Below are 25,382 nucleotides of genomic sequence, written 5' to 3'. Positions count from 1 at the left end.
GCAACTCCAGCAGATTGGAATCCAGGAGATGATGTTATTGTCTCTCCAGCTGGTTCTTGTGGTGTGGCAGAAGAGCGTATGACAAGTGATGATGATTTGGAATGTATGGATTGGTTTTTCTGTACTAAAAAGCTAGATAAAGATTTAGTGTTAAATGAAATTCTAAAAAAATAGAGCATTTAATATTTTATAAAAAGAGCCTCTTAATTGAGGCTTTTTTTTGTAATAAAAGTTACACAGTATTTGCTTAGTGTTTGGTACTTTTATAGTCTAAAAATCTGAATATGGAAGACATGCTCTTTTACGATAGATTGCAATTTGCATTTACTATCACATTTCACTATATATTTCCACAATTGACCATGGGGTTATCCCTGTTGATTGTTTATTTTAAAGGGAAATATTTAATAAATAATATTGAAGAGTATAACAATGCGGCAAAGTTTTTTATGAAAATTTTTGCTGTTAATTTTACCATGGGAGTAGTGACAGGAATTCCAATGGAATTTCAATTTGGGACTAATTGGGCAAAATTTTCAGAGCTTACAGGAGGTATTATCGGTCAAACCTTAGCCATGGAAGGTATGTTCTCTTTCTTTTTAGAATCCTCATTTTTAGCACTATTTATTTTTGGTGAAAAATTAATGGGACAAAAATTACACTTCTTAACAGGTTTTTTAGTGTTCTTAGGTTCTTGGGCAAGTGGTTGGTTTATTTTGGCAACCAATGCTTGGATGCAGCACCCTGTAGGCTATGAGATTTTGGATAATGGCAAATATGTATTAGAAAATTTTTCTGCACTATTTAGTAACCCTTGGCTTCTACCAGCTTTTTTACATAATCAATTAGCATCCGTTGTTACATCTTCTTTTGTTGTGGCTAGTATTGGTGCTTTTTATGTTTTAAGAAATAAACAAACGGAATATGGAAGACTGTTTTTAAAAACAGGGGTAGTATTCGGATTAATTTCTAGTTTGTTAGTAGCTTTCCCAACAGGAGATTGGAATGCTAAAAATGTTGCAAAGTACCAACCAGCATCTTTTGCTGCTATGGAGGGAATTTTTGAAACAGAAGATGCTGGAGCAGAAATTGTGCTTGTTGGTCAGCCAAACATGGTAGAAAAAAAGCTAGATAATAAAATTGCAGTACCAAACATATTAAGTTTTTTAACGTATCAAGATTGGGCTAAACAAATTCAAGGGATGGATCAGTTTAAAAAGGAAGAATTGCCAGATAATATTCCTGCACTCTATTATTCTTATCATATAATGGTTGGTTTAGGGACTATATTTATAGGTATTATGGCATTGGCACTTTTCTTTTTATGGCGAAAAAAATTATACAACTCTAAAGCATTGCTTTGGGTCATTATGTTTTTAGTTCCGTTTCCTTATATAGCAAATATTACTGGTTGGTATACTGCAGAGTTAGGAAGGCAACCGTATTTGGTTTACGGTTTATTGAAAACAAGCGAAGGGATTTCTCCAACAGTTTCCTCTGGTAATACGTTATTTACTTTACTAGGTTTTGTTGCTTTATATATGCTACTAGGCTTACTATTTTTAGTCTTAGTAGGTAAAACTATTAACGAAGGTCCAAAACCTCAAACACATTAAATTATGGAAGTATTTTGGTACATAATAATTGCTATAGTTTTAGCGGTATTTTTTATTTTAGATGGGTATGATTTTGGAACAGGAATAATTCACTTATTCTTTGCGAAAGATGAAAAAGACAAAGAGGTAATTGCAAAATCTGCGGGTTTATTTTGGGACTCTAATGAGGTTTGGTTGGTTACTGCAGGAGGTATGCTTTTTATGGCTTTTCCAACCTTTTATGCATCTGCTTTTAGTGGTTTTTACTTGCCATTAATACTCGTTTTGTGGTTAATTATTTTTAGGGCTATTGGTTTAGAATTTAGAAGTCAGTTTAAGTACCAAATGTGGAAAGATATCTGGGATGCCTCTTTTGGCGTTTCTAGTTTATTATTAGCCTTATTTTTTGGTATTGCTTTGGGTAATGTTGTTAGAGGTGTAAATTTAGGTGGTGTTGAAAATGGAGTGTCTGTTTATGAAGGGCATTATTTTTTCTTACCATTATGGGATAGTAGTTTTAGTCCACTAAGCAAAACACCTGGAGTTATAGATTGGTTTACCATTATTATAGGTTTAATATCTGTGGTTACTTTAGCTATTCATGGCGCTAATTGGGTAATTTTAAAAACTAACTCATCCATAAATAGTAAACTTAAAAATGTCATTTTTAAGTTGAACATTGTACTAACAGCACTTACTATATTTTCTTTAATGATATGGCAAATAGTTAACCCTAATTCTTTAGATAACTTTATAGATAAACCCTATTTAATAGTATTTCCTATGATTTATTTGACAGGGTTAATTGGGCTATTTTTTATTAAAAAAATAAAAAAAGACATCTATGGTTTTGTCTTGTCAACCTTACTAATATTAGGCGGAATTACATCCTCATTAGCATCGTTGTTTCCTGTGTTATTACCTTCTGTTAATACTGTTAATGAACCTTTGACCATATACAATACTGCAGCATCCGAATATGGGTTGTCTGTTGCCTTAAATTGGGGAATTATTGGCTTTATCCTTCTTTTTGTATATATGATTATTCAAAAAAGATTAATGGGAGGAAAAATAGATAAAATGGATTACGGACATTAGTGTAAATATGCGATTATGACAGGAACCTTAATTTCTTTAATTAGTATTCTTATAGGCATAATTACAGCAAATAGTATAGGGCGTATTTATAAAAAATACTCCTTTGGCGTTATAGGAAATACTATTGCCGGTGTTTTTGGAAGTATATTTTTAATTAAATCTTTTGGTAGATTAGGTTTTGATCCTTGGCATATAATGAATGACGGAGATTTTGATGGCTTACGGCTGTGTATAAATATATTGGTTTCAGCAATTGGAGGTGTTTTGGGCTTAGTTTTGGCAAAAGTGATTCGAAATAAGATAAACTAGTTTTAGTTCCCTTTTATTCGGGCCCATAAATCACCAAGTAATTTTTTTCCATTGCTTTGGTCTTTTGGCACTTCAGTAAACTGGGTTTTACCATGATCATCTACATCAATTTTATACGCAAATACAAAACTTTGAGAGTTTGGTTCTAAGCTTAAAAGTCCAAATCGTAAATCGTTAAAATATAGATTCTTATTTTTTTTAGTGACGGTATACAATCCTTCAGAAATAGCAATCATGCGTTGTACACTTTTATCTTCAATTAGATTTTCTAAAAGATTATGGTTTTTAGGATAGGTTTCAAAAGTGATTGGTTTTGAATCAAAAAAGGAATAGTTACCCAGTAAATAGGTATTCTTAGTTTCAATATTAGCGCTCCAAAGAATGGTGTTCAAAGCAGAGGGCCTTGTGTCTAATTGCAAGTAATCTATATTTTGATTTTCTAAAGCAGATTTAAATTGATTAAATGCTATCCATTTTAATAAAAAGGTGATTAACAAATAACCAGAACTTACCAATAGCCCCATTTTATTATAAAAACGACGTTTTTTTGTAGTACGCTTTTGTCGCATTGCGAGTATTAAAAAAACCAAAAATGGCAAAGTATAAAGAGGGTCAATAACAAATATGTTCTTAAAAGCCAATCGCAAATCTAAAGGCCAAAATAATTGGGTTCCCCAAGTGGTATGTGCATCTAAAATTGGATGCGTAACAAATGCCCAAAAGAACAGCCAAGACCAATCTTTAATGTCTTTATGTTTTTCATATCTAGTAACTAGCCAACCAAAAATTGGTGCAAAAAGTACAGAAAATACAATGGAGTGCGTAAACCCACGATGAATTTCTAAGGCCGATACCGTATCTGTAAAATAAGAAGCAAATACATCTAAATCTGGAATAGTACCTGCAATGGCACCATAAAGCATGGCTTTGTTTCCAACTTTTCTTCCTAAAACAACTTCGCCAACTGCTGCTCCTAATACTATTTGAGTAAGTGAATCCATATTATATATTCAAAAGTAAGATATACCAATTTAAATTTATAATGACATATAAGTAAATATCTGACAATTGGGCTTCTATTTACTTTTTAGAACCTAAAGTTTAGTTTTACGGGGCGTACTAAAAAACGAAATCCCCATAACCAAAGGCTATAGGGATTTCTATTTTGGGTGGTTAATTTAGAATCTATACCCTACTCCAAAACCAATAAGTAGAGGGTTAATGTCTACATCAGCAACTACGGTTGCACCTAAAGCGGTTGTAGCATTAACAGTAGCGTCTGTGTTCATGTACACTTTTTTAAGGTCTACATTCAAAAACCAGTTGTCATTTAAGTCAAAATCTAATCCAGCTTGGAAAGCAAGGCCAACACTGTTATCATAGTCCATGTCATCTGCAACAGGCCCTTCATCTGCACTATAAAAAATAGTGTAGTTTATACCAGCTCCTAAATAAGGTTTTAATGCTCCACCAGTAAAGTGGTATTGAACAGTTAAAGTTGGAGGTAGTAACCAAACAGAACCTAAATCAATATTTCCTGCTGCAGTTTCTACTGCTTCTACATCGTGTTTAGTAGTTCCTAAAACTAATTCAGCTGCAATGTTTTTTGTAAAAAAGTAGGTAATATCTAGTTCTGGTATTACAGAAGTAGAAATGTCAACATCACCACCAATAGCTTCTATAGTTGCGCTTTCATCTGGCGAAACAACAAGAGCTCTTAATCTTACTTGCCATTTGCTAAAGCTTTCGGAATCTGTCATTTGTTTGTCTTGCGCATTCATTGTAAAAGAAGCCGCTAACGTGATCAATAGACCAAAAATTATTTTCTTCATAGGAATCATATTTTGAGTTAATTATTTGCCAAAAATATATCTTCATGAAAGCTCAAATTATGAGATATATCATTTTTAGAAATCATTTTTTTTACTTGTAAATGTTATTAAAGACGCATTTGTAAGGGGGAAAAGTGCTATGTGTAACAAATGTTGCTGTAGGACAAAGAGATAAGATTGAAATTTACAGGACTCATACAGATGAGATAGGTGATATTTATCATTGTTATTTTTTCGGGATTGAGGTAATTTCAAACATAAAACAAGTAAGATGGCAAAAGTTGTAATATTAGGGGCAGGAATTTCTGGTCACGTTGCAGCCTCACATTTAAGAAGAAAATTGGGGAAGGAGCATAAAGTAGTTGTTGTATCTCCTAATGGTAATTACCAATGGGTGCCTTCTAATATATGGGTAGGTATAGGAAGAATGAAACCAAAAGATTTACTTTTTCCATTAGCGCCTCTTTATAAGAAAAAAGGAATAGGTTTTATAAGAGGTAAAGCAGTTACTTTTCATCCTGAAGGGGATACAGAAAATTCATCTCCGTATGTTAATATTGAATATGTATTAGGGGAAGATAAAGGAAAAAGAGAAAAAGTTACTTACGATTATTTAATAAATGCAACAGGACCCAGATTAGCATTTAATTTAACAGAAGGATTGTTGCCCGCTACCAATAAAGCATATTCAGTATGTACCTATGATCATGCAGAGCATGCTTGGAAAGGATTGCAAGAGCTTATAGTATCCATGAAAAAAGGTCAGAAAGTTAAAATTCTTATCGGAACGGGGCATGCTAAAGCAACTTGCCAAGGTGCAGCTTTTGAATATATTCTTAATGTAGAGCAAGAACTTAGAAGACATAAAGTTAGAGACATGGCAGAAATTACATGGATAGCTAACGAACATAAGCTTGGAGATTTTGGTATGGATGGTATGCTATTGACTTACGGTAGTAATATTATGAAATCTAACGAGATGGTAGAAATGATTTTCGAGGATCGCGGTATTAAATGGATTCTTGGTGCTGGAGTACATAAAATTGAAGATGGTGTTGCGCATTATGAAAATTTAGAAGGGGAATATAAATCCGAAGATTATGATTTTGCAATGCTTATTCCTGCATTTACAGGGCATGGGTTTAAGGCTTATAATAAAGACAATGACGATATAACAGAAAAGTTATTTAAAGGGTTTATGATTGTAGATGCGGATTATACCGCTAAACCTTATGAGCAATGGTCCGTACAAGATTGGCCAGAAACGTATCAAAATCCTTCCTATGCTAATATTTTTGCTCCTGGAATAGCTTTTGCTCCACCGCATGCTATTTCTAAGCCAAGAGTAAGTAAAAATGGGACAGCTATTTCTCCTTCACCGCCAAGAACAGGAATGCCATCGGGAATAACAGCAAAATTAGTTGCAGATAATATTATAGATTTAATACAAGGAAAATCCAAAGAATTACACCATAAAGGGTCTATGGGTAATATGGGAGCTGCATGTATCGCTTCGGCAGGGTATGGTATGACAAGTGGAAGTGGAGTTAGTATTACTACGTATCCTATTGTGCCAGATTTTAAGAAATACCCAGATACACATGGAAGAAAATTAGGAAAAACGTTTGGAGAAATTGGTTTGGCTGGGCATTGGTTAAAATTAGCCCTCCACTATGCCTTTTTATATAAGGCAAAGATGAAACCATTTTGGTGGTTGATTCCGGAATAGGAATCCAACCAAAAAAGGTTGGTTATGGAATAGAAATTAAACCAAATAAAGTTAAGCTCGGAGTAAATAGAATAAAAATATGGTAAGAAGAATATCAAAATATAAAAAATTTGTAATGGGTAATCCTGTTATTCAGTTCTTTAAATTCTTATGGTTAAGCCTAAAGATTTTAATCATAGTTGCTGGCGGACATGGAGGAACCAGAAAAGTAAGCTAATTAGTGATTTGATTAGTTTTGATTGATTGGTAGATGTTTAGGCACTTTTGGGGACAAAAGTGCCTTTTTTATACAACTATATTCATTGCCATTTTAAAACAGTAATTTAGTAGACGAAATTTATACGCCTTATGATTATTCATCACCTAGCATCTGAAAATTCAGTATTAAAAAAGTTTATTGCAGAAATACGAGACACTACTATTCAGAAAGACACCATGCGTTTTCGTAGAAATATAGAACGTATAGGAGAAATTTTAAGTTATGAATTGAGTAAAACATTACGTTTTGAAGATATAGAAGTGGTTACCCCTATGGGTATAAAAAAGACTACTAAGTTTATAGATGCATTGGTTCTTTGCTCTATTATGCGTGCTGGTTTGCCATTGCATCAAGGAATATTAAATTATTTTGATGATGCAGAAAATGCTTTTATATCTGCTTACAGACATCACCCAGATGGGAAAGATGCTTTTGAGGTTATTGTAAAATATTTAGCTGCTCCTTCTATAGAAAATAAGACTTTGATACTCGCTGATCCCATGTTAGCAACAGGTAGAACGTTAGAAAATGTTATAAAAGCATTAGAGTCTCATGGAACGCCAACACAAATACATATTGTTTGTGTTATAGGTTCGGAAGAGGGGGTAAAGTACATAGAAAAGGTATTTCCAGAAAGCACACATCTTTGGATTGCAGATATAGATAAGGAACTTAATACTAGAGGCTACATTATCCCAGGTTTGGGAGATTCGGGAGATTTATCTTATGGAGAGAAGTTGTAAATGGTGTTTTACTACAATTTTGAATAGCATAACGGATATCTGTAAATTATTACTTGTTAAAATGATATATTTGGTAACTAATTAAATTTCTTACTCTCCCCCAATATTTTAGAAATGAATAAAATTATCGATTCTAGTATTGATTGAACATGGAAGAAAAACAAACCAAAAAAAAACTAAGTAATAACTCTAATTCTTTATTAAAGAAAGACTCATCCATAAAAATCTTCATTTCTAAGCTAAGAAGACTTCAGTATAGTTTTGAACAAATATTTTTTAAGGTACAGGAAAAGCCAGAACCAATTTCTTCTTTAGCAGCAAAAGTTCTTAAGGATAAAGAAAAAATTAAAAAAATATCTCCCTATTTAAATAGGCTAAATAGTGCACTTTCTAGTGAAGATGTTACAAATATTGCTCTTACTGGTACATATGGCTCAGGTAAAAGTACGGTAATTAAGACTTTTCAAGATATATACAAGACGGAAGATCCTAATAACAATTTTAAATATTTGAATATTTCTTTGGCTTCTTTTAAGGATGAGATAATTGAGGAGGACGAAGAAAGAAAATTAAAGGAAGAAACAGCACCACAAGAAGGAAAAGCAAAGGAAAGTATAGCAAAAAAAAAGCCAGCAAAAGGAATTAGTAAAAATCATTCCCAACAAAGTCATGAGAACTTTGAAAGGTTGTTGGAGGTAAGTATTCTTCAACAAATGATTTATCATGTAAAACCTTCTAAGATTCCTGATTCTCGTTTTAAGAGAATAATAAACTTAACAGACACAAAATTAACTATAACCGCACTCTGTTTTGTTGTATGGCTTATTTCCGCTTTTTCTTTATGGCAGTTTGATATTTTTAGTAAAATAAATCCTTTGACATGGACATTTTCTTCTAAGGGTTTAGACCTGACTTCTCTTGTAGTGATTATTGTTTTTTTGACAGGGTTGGTGAGCATTATTTTTAAACTAATAAGAACCTTTGGAAATTCCCGTATTAGTAAAATAAACATAAAAGGAGAGTTAGAGCTTGGTGAAAATGTGGATAAGTCCATTTTGAATCAACATTTAGATGAAATCATTTATTTCTTTCAAAAAACAAAATTTAATGTAGTAGTTATTGAGGACTTAGACAGGTTCAAGGATACGGAAATTTTCACAAAGCTTAGGGAAATCAATTTGCTACTGAATAATAGTGAGCTTATTAGCAAAAGAAAAATTGTATTTGTATATGCAATACGAGACGATATGTTTCAAGGGCATGAGAGAATTAAATTTTTTGATTATATAATACCTGTTATACCATATATAAATCCATCAAACTCTAGCGATAAGCTTACGGAGCTACTGGAAGAAGAAGATTTAGTAAATATTTTTTCGCAAACTTTTATTGATGATGTTGTTACATTTATTGATGATATAGATATGCGCTTACTAACAAATATTTTACAGGAATATTTGGTGTACAAAGAAAGTCTAGAGCATGAACTTGAGCATGATAATCTACTGGCCATGGTTATCTATAAAAACATACACCCGAGAGATTTCGCAAGCTTACATAAAAAAGATGGGCACTTATTTAATTTTATAAAAAACAAAGAAAATTATATAGAAGATATAATTTCAGATTTGGAAGAAGAAATCAGTACTAATCAGTCTGAAATTACAAGCCTTGAAAAAGAGAAAATAAAAGATGAAAAAGAATTAAAAGAGATATATGTTTATAATGTGTTGAAGTACCTTAATAATCTTCATAAAATCATACTTGATGGTCAAGAAATTGACATCAAAAATCTTACTGATGAGGGTAATTTTAATACCCTAATGAGTGAACAAAAAATTCAATATAACGCTTATTTTAACCAATACAATCGTACTTCTATAACTAGTACATCCGTTAACAAATCCTTTTCTGATATTGAAAAAGAAATAAATAAGAATTACAGTTTTGTTGAAAGATTAGAATTTATAAATAATTTAAATGATAATAAAATAGAGGACTTAAAAATAACAAATGAACTATTAGAGCTAAAAAAAGAAGATATAAAGAGATGGGATATAAAAGAAATTTTCCAAACAAAAGACATAAGTGATTATTTGGGAGTATTTAATGATAGTGAACTAATAAGAAGCTTGTTGGTTAATGGATATATTAATGAGAATTACATGGATTATATATCTCTTTTCCATGAGGTAAATATTACTAAAGGGGATTATAAATTTATTAGAAAGGTCAGAAGTAGTAAAATTTCAGATTTTGACTATAAGTTAGAAAGATTGGAAAAAACTGTACAAAGGATAAGTGAAAGTCATTTTGAAAAGATTGCTATCCTTAATCATCAAATTGTAGAGTTCGTTTTTAAAAATAAAAAAGGATACCAATCCCGATATATCTTACTAAGAAAACTGTTTCACCCTCAGCACAAAAGAGTAGTTGATTTTATTGATAGTTATAAGAGAAGTAGTCTAACGGATAATGGTGTTTTGTTTAAAGAGCTTGCTAATGTATGGCCAAGTTTTTGGAGTGATATAGTCTCAAAAAACAACAAATTTTCGAAGAAAAAAGTTAATGAATACTTTCAGCTTTTCATTTCTAATGCCGCTTTGCCAGATTTAAAAAAAATGTTTTATCTAATGTCATTTAGATTGCACTTTAGTATATTATCCAATCTTGGTGATTTGTTAAAGGATAAAGATTTAACAGAAAAACTACAATCAGTTATAACAGATGGTAAAATTAAATTTGATGACATTACTGAGTTGCAATTAAAGAATAAAGAGTTGTATAGTCATGTAATCAGTAATGACCATTACGAGATTAATACAATTAACTTATTAGCAACGGCAACCAATGAATCAATAGGTGAGGAGGATTTTAAAAGTGCAAACTATACCACATTAAAGAATTTAGAAAACAAATCAACACTTACATATATTGATAAAGAAATTGAATTGTACGTTACATCCGTATTGTTGTCATTGAAAAACAATACTAATGAATCGGATGAAGCTTTAAAATTACTTTTAAATAATGAAGTTTTAAGCGTTCCAACAAGAAAGCTGATTTTAGAATCAACAACCCCTGTTTTTCAAAAACTATCTGATTTTGATGATATTGAAATAAAATCAGAGGTTTTAAATGAGTTAGCTATTGTTCCTAGCTGGGAAAATGTAATGGATTATTTCAATAGTTATGAATTTAAAAACTTAGATAGTATTTTGATTAATTATTTAAACAATAAAGATGTTTATAGAGAATTGAGTAAAGGTGATTTGTCACCTCTCAATGACGATGATGAAACAAAAAAGAAACTTGCTTTGGCAGTGATTTGTTGTGATGATTTAAGTTTAGAAAGTCATATTAAGCTTAGAGGTTGTCATTTCTCCAACTGGATAGGCTTATCTATAGAAAACCTTTCATACGATAAAGTTGAATCTATGATTGAAACAAAGTTTATTGGATTGTCTGTTGATTATTATGATATTGCAAAAGATGTTTTTCCTAATCTCCATATTAAGCTCATAGAGAAAAGTTTTACTACATATATTAAAGCATATGACGAGTACATAATGGATGAAGATGATCATTTATTAACGCTCCAATCTCCTGTTTTAATTAATGTAGAGAAAAAACAATTTTTAGATACTTTGGAAGAAGGTGAAATAATAGAGAATACTGATATAGCAAATTCTGCAGCTACGGTATATGTACATGAAAGAACTGGAAGTTTAAGTTCTAGTTTGTTACAAGGGCTTTTTGTTAAAGGTAATTCTGATGAGTATAAAATTGAATTATTTAATTTGAATGTTAGTAGTGTTGATAAGTCAAGCACAAAAAGAATGATAGGCTATTTAGGCTTTCCATATAAGAATTTGATAATTTCAAGGAAACAAGAGAGAGTCACAAATAATTCAAGAAATAAAGAGTTTACGGATTCTTTAAAAAGGTTAGGGATAATAACATCTAATAGGGAAGACAAAAAAAACAGAAATATGCTTAAGCTAGTTGCATCTGCTTAATAGGATTTCAAATATGGATTATTTTTGTTAAAGAGAATATTTTTTATTTTACACCTTAAGGAAGGCTCTATAGAATCTAGTTTTCCTGAAAAAGAATAAAACTCTAGTCATCTTATTTTTTCATAGGTAACAATAGTTACTGTACAGTTTTTTCTATCTCTTTAATTTTGTTTAAAATATTAAAGCGTAATGAAGAAAAGCATAGTGTTTCTGGCATTTTTTGGAATTTCCTTACTGGCATTTTCACAGGAGACAACTCTTATTACAAAAGAGGAAGTCTTAGCTAGGGTAAAAGAAAACAATAATAGCATTAAAATCTCGCAGCAAGAGGTGTTAGCAGCACAAGGAAATTTTAGACAATCTAATGCTGTTTTGTTGCCAACTATTGGTGTTTCTCATACGGGAATAGCAACTACAAACCCTTTGATGGCTTTTGGTTCTAAACTAAACCAAGAGATATTAACTGCAGCAGATTTTAATCCTGGTCTTTTAAACAATCCAAATCAAATAGAGGATTATGCTACAAGAATAGAAGTGCAACAACCACTAGTAAATCTAGACGGTTTATACCAACGTAAGGCAGCCAAAGCAAAACTTAATGCTACAGAAATGCAATCCGAGCGTACACAGGATTATACCTATTTACAGGTAGATAAAGCCTATATGCAATTGCAATTGGCTTATAAAATGGTACACGTTTTAGAAAAAGCACAAGAAACAGCATTAGAAAATAAACGTTTAGCGGATAATAGCTTTACCCAGGGATATTTACAAAAATCTGATGTGTTAGCCGTAGAGGTAAGGGTAACAGAGATTAGTAATCAATTACAATATGCCAATAGTAATATAAAAAATGCATCGAACTATTTGTCTGCCTTAATGGACGATACTAGTTATGCTATTTTAAAACCTGCCGATGAATTAGCTATTATTTCTAGAGAGGAAGAGGTGTTTAATCTACCAGGAAACAGGAAAGATATTATGGCTATGACCTATGCTAGCGATGCGTATAAAAATATGTATAAAGCCGATAAAATGAGCTTTCTGCCAAGATTGAATGCTTTTGGTACCTATGAACTTCATGATGATGAAATTTTTCAAGGAGATGCAAGTGGGTTTTTATTCGGCGCTGCATTACAATGGAATCTTTTTGAGGGTAGCAAACGAATAGGTAAAATGCAAACAAGTAAAGCAGAATTCCAAAAATCTAAATTAGAATTACACCAGTATAAAACGCAAAGTCAGGTAGAGTTGAATAGGGCCGAACGTATGCTTCAAGATGCTAAAAGCAACTTGGAGCTAACGGCGCTAGCATTAGAGCAATCTAAAGAGTCTCTTAGAATCCGTACCAATCGTTTTGAGCAAGGGTTAGAAAAAACTACGGAATTGTTACTAGCAGAAACGCAATTTTCGCAAAAAGAATTAGAATATTACAATACCATATTTCAACATAACTATGCTTTGGCATATGTTCAGTTTTTAACCAAAGAATAGATTTTATAAAAAATAGAAGACAAGCAATCATGAAAAATAAATACATCTTAGGATTGATAACACTAGTGCTATTTGCAGTAAGTTGTGGTACTAAAGAAAAACAAACCGTAGTAGATAATAGCCCCGTTGTTTCTGTGAAAGTTGGTGTTGTAGGAGAAAATACAAATACCCCTTTTCTATCTGCTAGTGGAAAAATAGAAGCTGTTAATAGTGCCAATTTAAGTACTAGAATGATGGGCTATGTAGATAAGATTTATGTAAAAGTGGGTGATAAGGTTCGTAAAGGCCAATTGTTATTAAGTGTAAATAATGCCGATGTTTCTGCACAATTAGCACAAGTAAATGCGGGTATCACGGAGGCAAATGCAGCATTTGGTAATGCGGAAAAAGACTATGATAGATTTACTGCTTTATTTAAGGAAAATAGCGCTTCGCAAAAAGAATTAGATGATATAACGGCCAATTACCAAATGGCAAAAGCACGTTTAGAGTCTGCTAAACAAATGAAGAATGGTGTAAATGCTCAAATGTCTTATGCTAATATTAGAGCACCGTTTACAGGTGTTGTTACTAATAAATTTATTAGTGCCGGAGATATGGCGAACCCAGGAATGCCTTTGTTAGAAGTAGAGACTCCAGGGAAATACCAAATTTTGGCTATGGTTCCTGAGTCCGAAATTATGCAGATTAAAGAAGGAATAGTTATAGATGTTCTAATAAAAACAATGCAAAAAACGGTTAAAGGGAAAATAGTAGAGGTAGGTACATCTGCTAAAAATACGGGCGGACAATACATGGTAAAAGTGGTATTATCGAAAAGCGAGGTGCCTTTATTATCTGGGATGTACGCAACGGCTCAGTTTCCTATAACTAAAAAAGAAAATTCTATTGCTATACTTATTCCGGCAGAAGCAATTGTTACAAAGGGACAGTTATCTGGTGTGTATACGGTAAGTCAATCTAATACAGCGGTATTGCGTTGGTTGCGTTTAGGACGCACTTTTGGAGATAAAGTAGAGGTTCTTTCGGGCTTGTCCACAGAGGAACAATACATTATTTCTTCGCAAAGTAAATTATATAACGGTGCTAAAATAGCTATACAGTAAATAACCTCGGAGGAAGCTAGCGAGGCATTTTATGTAAAACTAATGTAACATTTCGACACAAGCGTCGGAGCATTTAAATCTCGATTATCGAGTAAACCAAGTTTGCGTTAGGGATAGTAGTGAAAATCCTTTTGGTATGGTGTAAGCCATAATCAAAAGATTGTAACGAATAGCCCGTTAAAACGTCCAAAAAAAATATTAAACTATGAAAGAAGGATTAGCAGGGAAAATTGCAAAATCGTTTATAGGTTCTAAACTAACCATACTTCTAATGATCGTTTTTATGGTCATAGGTGTGTATAGCTCTTTCCTAATTCCTAGAGAAGAGGAGCCACAAATTGATGTTCCCATGGCCGATATTTTTGTAGGTTACCCAGGAGCAAGCCCAACAGAGGTAGAGTCTCGTGTTATAAAACCTTTAGAGAAATTAATATCGAATATTAAAGGGGTAGAGTATGTGTATTCTACTTCGATGAAGGAGCAAGGGATGGTAATTGTACAGTTTTACGTGGGCGAAGATATTGAGCGCTCCTTTGTAAAATTGTATAATGAGATTAATAAACATATGGATATTATGCCGCAAGGGGTAACTTTTCCATTGGTTAAAACACGTGCCATTGATGATGTTCCTATGCTTGGTTTAACGCTATGGAGCGAAAATTATGATGATTACCAATTAAGCCAGATGGCTCAGGAATTGGAAGGAGAAATAAAAAAGGTAAACGATGTTGCTATTACACATAAAATTGGTGGTCGTGAACGTCAATTAAGGGTGGTTTTAGATAAGGATAAATTAGCAGCAAGTGGCTTAGATTTCTTATCGGTTTCGGAAATGATTAAGGCGAACAATTCGCAATTAAACTCGGGTAGTTTTACTAAAAATGATACAGAATTTTTAGTGAACACAGGAAAGTTTTTAGAATCTGTTTCTGATGTAGAGAACTTGGTTGTTGGTGTGCAACAGAATAAGCCTATTTATTTAAAACAAGTAGCTACTATTGTAGATGGTCCCGAGATTCCTAGAAATTACGTGAATTTAGGCTTTGGCCAAGCAAGTGATAAAGCAGCAAGCTTTAAATCGGAATACCCAGCAGTTACTATTTCTGTAGCAAAAAGAAAAGGTGCAGATGCCATGAAAATTGCAGATGTGGTTATTGATAAGGTGGAACATTTACGAACTACTTTAATTCCAGATGATGTACATGTGGAGGTTACTAGAAACTACGGAGAAACGGCATCTCATAAAGTATCAGAATTGTTGTTACACCTTATAGGGTCTATTATTGCCGTTACGTTTGTAGTTATGTTGGCTATGGGTTGGCGTGGTGGTTTAGTAGTATTCTTATCTGTGCCAATAACTTTTGCATTGACCTTGTTGAGTTATTATATGCTCGATTATACACTAAATAGAATTACATTATTTGCTTTAGTATTTGTAACGGGTATTGTAGTGGATGATTCCATTATTATCGCAGAGAATATGCATAGGCATTTTAAAATGAAACGCTTGCCTTTTAAACAGGCAGCTCTCTATGCTATTAATGAGGTTGGTAACCCAACTATATTAGCAACGTTTACCGTTATAGCTTCGGTATTGCCAATGGCTTTTGTTTCTGGACTAATGGGACCTTATATGGCGCCAATGCCAATCGGAGCGTCTATTGCAATGATTTTGTCCTTGTTTGTAGCATTAACAATTACCCCTTATTTAGGATTTATTTTCTTAAAAGAAAAAGATAAAAAAGGAGCTGTAGAGAAGGCAGAAAAACCTTTGGAAGAAACATTAATTTATAAACTCTACGATAAGTTCGAAAGACCTTTAATAGAGAATAAAAGCAAACGTTGGTTGTTTTTAGGTGTAACTTTTTTAATACTTATAGCTTCCATGGGATTGTTTTTTACAAATTCTGTGGCAGTAAAGATGTTACCTTTTGATAATAAGAATGAGTTCCAAGTAGTAATAGATATGCCCGAAGGGACAACCTTGGAACGTACTGGTGCTGTAACGCAAGAGATAGCGCAGTATTTATCTACCAGGCCAGAAGTGGTAAATTACCAGAGTTATATAGGAACTTCTGCACCAATAACTTTTAACGGTTTGGTTCGTCATTACGATTTGCGAGGTGGTAGTAATATGGCAGATATTCAAGTAAACCTTATTGATAAAGGAGAACGTAGTATACAAAGCCATGATATTGCAAAGCTGCTAAGACCAGAAATTCAGAAAATAGGATCTAGGTTTAATGCGAATGTAAAATTAGTAGAAGTACCACCAGGGCCACCAGTATTATCTACGATTGTTGCAGAAGTATACGGGCCAGATTATAATACACAAATAGCGGTAGCAAATAGCATTAAAGAAATATTAAAAAACACGGATGATGTCGTGGATATTGATTGGATGGTAGAGGCAGACCAAGTGGAATATAAGTTTATAATTGATAAGGAAAAGGCAATGTTATATGGTGTGGCTCCTCAGCAAATAGCATACACCATGAATATGGCATTATCTAATAGAAGCATAACCACTTTGTATGATGAAGATGCGAGTAAACAAGTAGGCTTAATTTTGGCTTTAGACGAAAAAGAAAAATCTACTATTACAGATATTTCTCAATTAAAGATAAAGTCTAAACATGGGCAGATGGTGCCTATTGCAGATTTAGTTGTAATAGAAGAAACTACAAGTGCTAAAAGCATTTTTCATAAAAATCAAAAAAGAGTGGTTTATGTAATGGCAGATATGGCCGGAGAATTAGAGAGTCCTGCTTATGCCATTTTAGGAATGGAAGAGAAGTTGAAAGAGATATCTTTACCTGATGGATATAAAATAAATGAAATGTACTTGGGGCAGCCAGATTTTGAAGACGATTACACGGTAAAATGGGATGGTGAATGGCAAATTACCTTAGAAGTTTTTAGAGACTTAGGTATCGCTTTTATGGGAGCTATTATTTTAATTTATATACTAATTGTTGGGTGGTTTCAGAACTTTAAGGCACCCATAGTAATGATGGTGGCTATTCCGTTATCCTTAATAGGGATTGTCTTAGGACACTGGATGATGGGAGCATTCTTTACAGCAACTTCATTTATTGGTATGATTGCTTTAGCGGGAATAATGGTAAGAAACTCTGTTTTATTAATAGATTTTATTAATCTACGATTAAAAGAAGGAGTTCCCTTAAAACAAGCGGCAATAGAAGCAGGAGCCGTGCGTACTACACCAATATTATTAACAGCAGGAACCGTAGTTATAGGAGCATTTGTAATATTATTTGACCCTATTTTTCAAGGATTGGCAATATCATTAATGGGAGGAACGATAGTATCTACGGTATTAACTTTATTGGTAGTTCCATTAGTATATTATATGATAGAGCGTAAAAATTATAAATAGATACAAGGTATGAAACTAGTTATAGTAACGGTAGTAAAAGAGTTCGAAAAGGAGATTCCTGAGCTTTTTAAACAAGCAAATATTGATAGTTTTAGCGAAGGAGCCATAGATGGGTATAAGAACACCAATGCGTTGTTTAGAGCTTCTAATTGGTTCCCTAGTGAAAAAGGAGGTGTGCAATCTAGCTTGTTGTTTTCTTTTACAGAAGAAGACAAAATAGAGGTATTGTTTGGCCTAATAAAAACGTTTAATGCAAATCTAGAAACTACGAACCCTATAAGAGCAGTTGTAGTTCCTGTTGAAAAGTATATTTAATTTAAAAAAAGAAACATGTTAAATAAGTATTTTAGAGTTATTGTTGGATCATTTATTTTATTAAGCGTTGTTTTAAGTGTTTATGTAAACCAAAACTGGATGTGGTTTACCGTATTTATAGGTGTTAACTTAATACAATCTGCATTTACTAAATGGTGTTTGTTAGAAACAATACTAGTTAAGTTGGGAGTAAAAAAAGAGGGGGGAAGTTGTTCTGCTTAATTTCAGAGGTTTTTCTCAAGAATAAATAATAGTATAGGGTTATGTTTTGTTTTTTAACTAGATGTAACCTTTTTTAATTGCAGTTTCAATAAGCTCTCTATCTGTAGCATCATTATTACCAAAATAGGCTTTAATTTTCTTTTTTCTTCTTTCAATACTAGCAATGGAAAGATGAACATAGTTTGGTAAGTTCTTCATTTTTTCACCTACGGATAAAAAATACATAATTTTTATATCATAAATATCTAGAGTTGGGTCTTGAGAATTCTGTATGCTAATAAGTTTCTTAATTTTTGGGCTATAATATTCCTTATTAGACATTACATGGTCAATAGCTTCTAACAAAAGCTCAGGTGTAGCTTCTGTCTTTATTATAAATGCATTTGGTTCTAAATTATTAAGAATACTATATATTCTTTGTGTGTCGCTAATAGAGCTTAAAACAATAATTTTTGAAGGAATTGTTTTTTTAATTTTTACTCCAAGTTCTTCTCCATTGATTAAAGAGTTATTATCACTTACAGGTAATCTTATATCTAAAAATACGATGTGAAAAAAATTAGTTTCATTTTTTTCTATTAACTCAATTGCTTCTGCACTATCATGTGCTTTATGGAATTCAAAAATGTATCTATCGCTAAATTCATTTAATGACAACTCATAGCCTCTAAGGGTTATTGGGTGGTCATCGACCATTAAAATATTTAGTATAAGTTTCAAAATAGATGCTCTAGCTTAACACCAGAAAATTTATAAATATCAGATAAGGAATTGTAATATTTGCCTTTATTATAGCGTAATTATTACAGTTCAAATAACATGATATTAGGTTTAGTATATAATAAGGTGCAATATAAAAATTACTTCAGTAGAAGATTTTATTTTGTGTAGGTAACTTCTTACTAATGCCTTAAATGAAGTGTTTTTAGTGAAAAAAGAAGGAAAAACCATCACCTAAAAACGAAAAATAAGTAAAAAATCAGTCCGCCTTTTTTATAAAGTCATAACTGATTTTTTTTAATAAGGGTGCTGGTCTTTAATTTGTTTTATTTTATTAAAGAATACGCTTGTTTAGCAATTTCTAATTCTTCGTTTGTGGGTATCACAAAAATTTTAACATTAGAAGTGTTGGTATTAATTTCCGTCAATTTTTTTGGGCGAACTTTGTTTTTTTCAATATCTAACTGTATGCCTAAGCAATCCATGTTAGTACATACTATTTTACGCATGGTATCTGAATTTTCTCCGATACCAGCAGTGAAAATAATAGCATCTAAACCGTTCATTGCAGCGGCATATGCTCCAATGTATTTTTTTATCCTATATGCATTCATTTCTAATGCCAATTGGCATTCTTTATTGCCATTTTCAGCTTCTCTTTCAATATCTCTTAAATCACTATAACCCGTAAGGCCAAGCATACCACTTTCTTTTAAAAGCATTTTATTCACTTGCTCCATGGTATACCCTAAAGTATCTACTAAATAAAAGATAAGAGAGTGGTCTATATCTCCACTCCTAGAGCCCATTATAAGCCCATTTCCTGGTGTAAAACCTAAGCTGTGATCTATGCTTTTTCCATTATACACTGCGGTTATACTACAGCCATTACCTAAATGAATACTAATTACTTTAGAATTATCTTTCTTTAGGTACGCATTGGCTTCTTCGGAAACATATTTGTGACTAGTTCCGTGAAATCCGTAGGTTTGGATACCGTGTTTATCAAAGAATATGTTGGGAATAGCATATTTACGTGCTACAACAGGTAAAGTTTGATGAAAAGCAGTATCGAAAATAGCAACTTGTTTAGCGTCTGTAAAAATTTCTTCTGCTAATACTATGCCTTGTAAATTTGGAGGATTATGTAAAGGAGCTAATTTAGAAAGTTCTTTAATTTTTGCTTTAACTTCTTCGGTAATTAAAGTAGTGTTCGAAAAACTGTTTCCTCCATGTACCACTCTATGGCCAACTATATTAATATCTGCGGTATTACTTATTACTCCATTTTTTTTATGAAGTAATAGTTCTACCACTTTTTCTAATCCAATCTTATGATTTGCAATTTCTAGCGTATCCTCAATAGAGATAGTATTGGTTTTGTATTTTAAAATGGCATCTTTTTCTCCGATGCGTTCTACAATACCTTGGCATATTACATCTTCAGATGGCATGCTTATAAGTTGATATTTAATAGAAGAGCTACCAGCGTTAAGTATAAAAATATTCATATTAAAAAAGGTATTTTTTAAATGCCATTAGATTGAATAGCAGTAATTATTACAGTATTAAAAATATCATCTACAGTACACCCTCTACTTAAGTCATTAACAGGTTTATTTAATCCTTGTAACATGGGGCCAATGGCTAAAGCTCCGGTTTCTCTTTGTACCGCTTTATAGGTGTTGTTTCCGGTATTTAAATCGGGAAAAATAAATACAGTAGCTTGGCCAGCAACTTTAGAATTAGGAAGCTTGCTTTTACCAACTTTCATATCTACCGCAGCATCGTATTGTATGGGGCCTTCGATTTTTAAATCTGGTCTTTTTGATTTTACTATTTCTGTTGCTTTTCTCACACGATCTACATCTTCTCCCATTCCAGAAGAACCAGAAGAATAAGATAGCATGGCAATTCTTGGCTCTATTCCAAAAGCAGCACTTGTTGCAGCAGATGAAATAGCTATTTCGGCTAACTCTTCTGCTGTCGGATTTGGATTTATAGCACAATCGCCAAAAATGGTAACTCGGTCTGGAAGACACATAAAAAATATAGAAGAGACAATTGGGGCATCTGGTCTAGTTTTAACAAATTGTAATGCTGGTCGTATGGTGTGTTGTGTCGTATGTACTGCTCCAGAAACCATGCCATCTGCATGTCCTTTGTAGACCATCATAGTACCAAAATAGGAAACATCTTCCATTAAATCCTGAGCCATAGCTAAGTTTAAATTCTTATGTTTTCTTAATTGATATAGCGTTTCTACATAATCCTTAAAATGAGCAGACTGCGTAGGGTCTTCAATCGTTATTTTGGATAGATCTAAATCTAAATCTAAACTTATTACTTTATTAGTTATTTGTGCTTTGTTTCCTAAAAGTGTAATGTCAACAACATTAGCATCAATCAGCTCTTTTGTAGCTCTTAGTACACGTTCGTCTGTGCCTTCTGGTAAAACAATATGTTTTTTGCTTTCTTGTGCTCTTTTAAGCAAATTATATTGAAACATTCTAGGTGTTATACCATTACTTTTTGCAGTTATAAGCCTTTCTTCTAATTTATTTATTGGAATATATTTAGAGAAATTTTGAATAGATACAGCTATTTTTTGTTCATTTTCAGCATATATTTTAGGTTTTATAGAGCCAATTTTATTGGCTATACTAAAAGTACCTTGGTTTACAGATATTATAGGAACTACTTCTGATAGTCCTTCAATAAGTTTGGTGATAGATTCTTCGGGCATTAGTCCTCCGGTAAGTACAATTCCTGATACCGTTGGGTAGTTTGCAGATAAGTTTGCTTGTAAAGCACCTAAAATTATATCGGCTCTATCTCCAGGTGTTATAACTAAACCGTCTTCTTTTAAATGGGTAAGATAATTTCTTAGTTGCATGGCTCCTACACCAAAACTACCAACTTGGTTATTAATGTATTTTTCGCCAAAAAGTACTTTTCCATCTAGTTGCTCAACAATCTCTTTTATACTTGGATTTCCAAGAACCGGATTCAAAGGAATTGCTCCCGTTAAAATAGAATCTGGTAACTTCTCTTTTAAAGCAGAAGCAACTAAATTAATATTTTCAGATTGTACCTTGTTAGCAACAGCCATTAAGACATTTACCCCATTTTCCTTAAAAGAGTCGCATGCTAAATTAAGATTTCCTACTAATTCTTTTAAAGTTTTACCAACACCACTAGATACTATTATAGTCGGAATACCTAAATTTTTTGCAGTTAATACATTGATATCCCACTCTATTATGGATCCTTCTCCTGTAAAATCGGTTCCTTCTACTAAAACAAAATCAAATCTTTCTTCTAGAGATTTATATTTTTTAATAATAGTATCTAAAACTTCATCTTCTTTATTTTGGTTGTTTTTTTCTACAACTTCACTCCTAGTAAAAGCATAAGTGTCTTTGTACTCTATTGGTAAATTAAAGTAAGATAGAATAGTGTTTATATGGTTGTCTTTTTTTCCAGAAGAATAGTCATTAATAATGGGTCTAAAATAACCGACTTTGGCAGTTTTTCCTAATAGCATTTGCATTAAACCTATCGAGATTAAAGATTTTCCACTATTTGGTTCTGTTGTGGCAATATATATTGCTTTACTCATTCGTTGTAAATTTTACCTTTTAAAGCTCTAATTTTTGTTAAAGTTACAAGTTTATCGTCAGATTTTAGATGATTGTGTTTAGTGTTAACACTGTTTTTTATAAGGAGAAGCAAAATAAAATTATCGTATATCTAAATTAAAAATACTCCACTCGTTTTTTTAAAGCATGGCAAAAGTAAATCTGCTACAGGATTAGTTTTATGACAATTGTCAGGTCTTAACATTCGTTTTTTTGTTATTTAAAAGCAGGTTCTAGTTCGTTTTTTAATAGAAATTCAAATTATTTGATCTAATATTTTGGGTTTCAATCTATTCTAAAATATAAATATATTGAGATTGCCAAGTATTTATAAAATTTACAATTTTATAAATACTTCATAAGCTTTTGTTAATTGAGCAATAGTTATTACTTATAAATTTTTAAAGAATATTGCAATGTAATAGTTACTAGTTGTAAACTACAATGAGAATTCTAGGAATAGATAATAAAAAGGTGCAATTTTTAATGTACGCAATATTTTCCTCTTTTGGAACATACTTTTGCATGTATGCTTTTAGGAAACCATTTACTGCAGCAACTTTTGAAAATTTGTATTTTCTTGGTTTAGATTATAAAATAGTCCTCGTTATAACTCAAGTTATTGGTTATATGATGTCTAAATTTTTAGGTATTAAATTAATCTCTGAATTGCAAAAAAAATGGCGTTTACCATATTTAATAGCAATGATTTTAATTGCAGAAGTCAGTTTGCTATTTTTTGCAATAGTACCACATAGGTACAGTTTTATTTTCATGTTTTGTAATGGATTATCATTAGGTATGGTATGGGGTGTAGTTTTCTCCTATATAGAAGGAAGAAAAGTAACCGAAATTTTAGGAGTAGTTCTCTGCTCTAGTTTTATAGTGTCAAGTGGTGTAGTAAAGTCTGTAGGCTTATGGGTTGTACGGTATTTAGAGGTCCCAGAGGTGTGGATGCCAGCAGTAACTGGAGCTATTTTTTTATTGCCTTTTATACTCTTTTCCTTTTTATTAGAGCATATACCAGAGCCAACTGTAGAAGACAGACAGTTTAAACAAGAGAGAATCCCCATGATAACTGGAGATAGAAAAAAGGTTCTTATACGTTTTGGTTTTCCATTAATCATTTTAGTAACGTTTTATGTATTCTTGACAGCAATTAGAGATTTTAGAGATAATTTTTCAAGAGAAATTTGGGATGCTTTGGGCTATCAAGGAGATATATCGGTATATACATTATCTGAGTTACCCATAGCAATCATAGTATTGATTCTTTTTGGTTTTTTTACGTTGATAAAAGACAATTATAGGGCCTTTATCTCTTACCATTATCTTTTATGTTTTGGAACACTTCTGGTAGGGTTAAGTAGCTATTTATTTCAAAGTACAGTTATAGGCCCTGAATTATGGATGATTTTAATCGGTCTAGGCCTATATATAAGTTATGTTCCTTTTAATGGCATTTTTTTCGATAGGATGATTGCTACCTTTCATATAAAAGGAAATGCGGGTTTTTTAATTTATATAGTAGATGCTTTTGGTTACCTAGGGAGTATCATGGTCTTAGTATATAAAAATTTGGTACATAGAGAACAGTCTTGGTTAACCTTCTTTACAACAGCAACTTATTTGGTTTCTGTTTTAGGATTTATAATTTCTCTAGTGTCTTTATTTTATTTTAAAAGAAAGAATGTTACTCGTTTTAAAATTACAACCCAACCTATTTCAAATATAACATATGAATAATGAATATGATTTAATAGTTATTGGTGGAGGAGTGCTAGGAACTTTTCATGCCTACCAAGCAATACAAAACGGATTAAAAGTAGCATTGCTAGAAAAAGACAGAATGCCACAAGGAGCAACCATCCGAAATTTTGGGCAAGTTGTACCCTCTGGAATGAATTCTAAATGGCAAAAATACGGTAGAGAAAGTTTAAAAATTTACAAGGAAATTCAGTCTAAACATAATGTTTCTGTACGGCAAGAAGGTACAGTCTATATAGCAAGTAATGAAGAAGAAGTTCAGCTAATAGAGGAGTTAAGAGCAATCAATGAAAGTAATAATTATAGTTCCATGTTACTTACGAAAGAAGAAACTTTAAATAAATATCCTGGTTTAAACAAAGATTATGTAAAAGCAGGGTTGTTTTTTCCTGAAGAAGTAATGGTAGAACCCCTTAGTATGATAGGTAAATTACATATGTTTTTACGCAGTCTAGGGTTAGATTTGTTTTTTAATAAGACTGTTATAGAATGCAATGCATTATCTACGGGAGTAATTGTTCATACTTCAGATGGAAACACCTTTTCTGCGGAAAAAATTATTATTTGTAACGGGAGCGATTTTAAAATTTTATACCCTAAATTTTTTGCAGAAAGCCAATTAGTAGCAGTTAAATTACAAATGATGTCTACACAACCTCAATCGAATTTTAGATTGCCTAGTTCTATTCTTACAGGGCATTCTATTCGAAGATATGAGGCTTTTCAGGAGTGCCCATCTTTTAAACAAATAAAACGCTTAGAAGACCAAAATTCTTTAATAAAAAAATGGGGAATTCATATTTTGTTTAAACAAGCACAAGATGGTTCTATAATCATAGGAGATTCTCATGAATATACAAATGTTAGTTCTATACATACTTTTGGTATAGGCTTAAATATGGAAATTGATTGCGCAATTATTAATGAGGCTAAAAAAATATTTAACCTGCCCAATTATAAAATTAAGAATCGATGGTTTGGTATATATTCTCAATGTTCTAATTCAGATATTTACGAAAAAATAATAGATAAGAGTATCCATATAGTGACTGGTATTGGAGGTAAAGGAATGACAGGAAGCGCAGGGTTTGCTAAAGAAAATATTATTAAAATTTTTAATTTATAATAATGCA

The 25,382-nt window shown here is 32.1% G+C and carries 19 protein-coding genes and 1 pseudogene; 15 read left to right on the top strand and 5 right to left on the bottom strand.

The annotated features are described in order from the left end of the window. The 4 genes and pseudogenes from QZZ51_RS09900 to QZZ51_RS09885 form a co-directional block, all read left to right on the top strand. A pseudogene (locus tag QZZ51_RS09900) lies at window positions 1–174 on the top strand (peroxiredoxin); the annotation flags it as partial. A 110-nt stretch (window positions 175–284) separates the two neighbouring features. After that, window positions 285–1,616 carry a cytochrome ubiquinol oxidase subunit I gene (locus QZZ51_RS09895; protein ID WP_291869150.1) on the top strand — a complete coding sequence of 444 codons (1,332 nt, stop codon included), beginning with the start codon at window positions 285–287 and terminating at the stop codon, window positions 1,614–1,616. 3 nt (window positions 1,617–1,619) lie between these two features. After that, on the top strand, window positions 1,620–2,693 hold the full coding sequence (gene cydB, locus QZZ51_RS09890) for a cytochrome d ubiquinol oxidase subunit II (RefSeq protein ID WP_291869148.1): 1,074 nt from the start codon (window positions 1,620–1,622) through the stop codon (window positions 2,691–2,693). A gap of 15 nt (window positions 2,694–2,708) precedes the next feature. Then, window positions 2,709–3,002, top strand: a complete 294-nt coding sequence (locus QZZ51_RS09885) for a hypothetical protein (protein ID WP_291869146.1) — start codon at window positions 2,709–2,711, stop codon at window positions 3,000–3,002. A 2-nt stretch (window positions 3,003–3,004) separates the two neighbouring features. On the opposite strand, the gene QZZ51_RS09880 is transcribed toward QZZ51_RS09885, so the two are convergent. Then, complete coding sequence (locus tag QZZ51_RS09880; protein ID WP_291869145.1) at window positions 3,005–4,003, bottom strand: metal-dependent hydrolase; 999 nt, start codon at window positions 4,001–4,003, stop codon at window positions 3,005–3,007. Window positions 4,004–4,180: 177 nt separating this feature from the next. Then, entirely contained in the window at window positions 4,181–4,834 is a 654-nt protein-coding gene (locus tag QZZ51_RS09875; RefSeq protein WP_291869143.1) for an OmpW family outer membrane protein, read from the bottom strand. A 271-nt stretch (window positions 4,835–5,105) separates the two neighbouring features. Here QZZ51_RS09875 and QZZ51_RS09870 point away from each other — a divergent pair, with 271 nt between their 5' ends. The 9 genes from QZZ51_RS09870 (at window position 5,106) to QZZ51_RS09830 (ending at window position 18,121) form a co-directional block, all read left to right on the top strand. Next, complete coding sequence (locus tag QZZ51_RS09870; protein ID WP_291869141.1) at window positions 5,106–6,563, top strand: FAD/NAD(P)-binding oxidoreductase; 1,458 nt, start codon at window positions 5,106–5,108, stop codon at window positions 6,561–6,563. 79 nt (window positions 6,564–6,642) lie between these two features. Then, a complete protein-coding gene (locus tag QZZ51_RS09865; protein WP_291869139.1) occupies window positions 6,643–6,780 on the top strand; it encodes a hypothetical protein in 138 nt (45 codons plus the stop codon). A gap of 131 nt (window positions 6,781–6,911) precedes the next feature. Beyond that, on the top strand, window positions 6,912–7,565 hold the full coding sequence (gene upp / locus QZZ51_RS09860; protein WP_291869137.1) for a uracil phosphoribosyltransferase: 654 nt from the start codon (window positions 6,912–6,914) through the stop codon (window positions 7,563–7,565). A 149-nt stretch (window positions 7,566–7,714) separates the two neighbouring features. Continuing rightward, window positions 7,715–11,584, top strand: a complete 3,870-nt coding sequence (locus QZZ51_RS09855) for a P-loop NTPase fold protein (RefSeq protein ID WP_291869135.1) — start codon at window positions 7,715–7,717, stop codon at window positions 11,582–11,584. Window positions 11,585–11,773: 189 nt separating this feature from the next. Beyond that, complete coding sequence (locus QZZ51_RS09850) at window positions 11,774–13,078, top strand: TolC family protein (RefSeq protein ID WP_291869133.1); 1,305 nt, start codon at window positions 11,774–11,776, stop codon at window positions 13,076–13,078. 29 nt (window positions 13,079–13,107) lie between these two features. Then, entirely contained in the window at window positions 13,108–14,184 is a 1,077-nt protein-coding gene (locus QZZ51_RS09845; RefSeq protein WP_291869131.1) for an efflux RND transporter periplasmic adaptor subunit, read from the top strand. Between the two features lie 205 nt (window positions 14,185–14,389). After that, complete coding sequence (locus QZZ51_RS09840; protein ID WP_291869130.1) at window positions 14,390–17,584, top strand: efflux RND transporter permease subunit; 3,195 nt, start codon at window positions 14,390–14,392, stop codon at window positions 17,582–17,584. Between the two features lie 9 nt (window positions 17,585–17,593). Beyond that, window positions 17,594–17,899 carry a hypothetical protein gene (locus tag QZZ51_RS09835; protein ID WP_291869128.1) on the top strand — a complete coding sequence of 102 codons (306 nt, stop codon included), beginning with the start codon at window positions 17,594–17,596 and terminating at the stop codon, window positions 17,897–17,899. A 15-nt stretch (window positions 17,900–17,914) separates the two neighbouring features. Then, window positions 17,915–18,121 (top strand): DUF2892 domain-containing protein, encoded by a 207-nt coding sequence (locus QZZ51_RS09830; RefSeq protein ID WP_291869126.1) that lies wholly within the window; start codon window positions 17,915–17,917, stop codon window positions 18,119–18,121. Between the two features lie 57 nt (window positions 18,122–18,178). On the opposite strand, the gene QZZ51_RS09825 is transcribed toward QZZ51_RS09830, so the two are convergent. From QZZ51_RS09825 to pta, 3 genes are all read right to left on the bottom strand, one after another. Continuing rightward, complete coding sequence (locus QZZ51_RS09825; RefSeq protein ID WP_291869124.1) at window positions 18,179–18,841, bottom strand: response regulator; 663 nt, start codon at window positions 18,839–18,841, stop codon at window positions 18,179–18,181. Window positions 18,842–19,167: 326 nt separating this feature from the next. Further along, the gene (locus QZZ51_RS09820) at window positions 19,168–20,352 is read right to left on the bottom strand and encodes an acetate kinase (protein ID WP_291869123.1); all 1,185 of its coding nucleotides are present in this window, start codon (window positions 20,350–20,352) and stop codon (window positions 19,168–19,170) included. Window positions 20,353–20,369: 17 nt separating this feature from the next. Next, window positions 20,370–22,463 carry a phosphate acetyltransferase gene (gene pta / locus QZZ51_RS09815; protein WP_291869121.1) on the bottom strand — a complete coding sequence of 698 codons (2,094 nt, stop codon included), beginning with the start codon at window positions 22,461–22,463 and terminating at the stop codon, window positions 20,370–20,372. 505 nt (window positions 22,464–22,968) lie between these two features. Between pta and QZZ51_RS09810 the strand changes: the two genes are divergently transcribed. Then, window positions 22,969–24,228 (top strand): DUF5690 family protein, encoded by a 1,260-nt coding sequence (locus tag QZZ51_RS09810; protein ID WP_291869119.1) that lies wholly within the window; start codon window positions 22,969–22,971, stop codon window positions 24,226–24,228. Continuing rightward, entirely contained in the window at window positions 24,221–25,375 is a 1,155-nt protein-coding gene (locus QZZ51_RS09805; protein ID WP_291869117.1) for a TIGR03364 family FAD-dependent oxidoreductase, read from the top strand. The genes QZZ51_RS09810 and QZZ51_RS09805 overlap by 8 nt, the downstream gene beginning before the upstream one ends. The last annotated feature ends 7 nt before the right edge of the window (window positions 25,376–25,382 follow it).

The sequence above is a fragment of the Maribacter sp. genome, from assembly GCF_016744255.1.
Taxonomy (GTDB): Bacteria; Bacteroidota; Bacteroidia; order Flavobacteriales; family Flavobacteriaceae; genus Maribacter_B.
The sequence above is the reverse complement of the archived record's forward strand: the minus strand, read 5'-3'. Positions and strand labels throughout refer to the sequence as shown.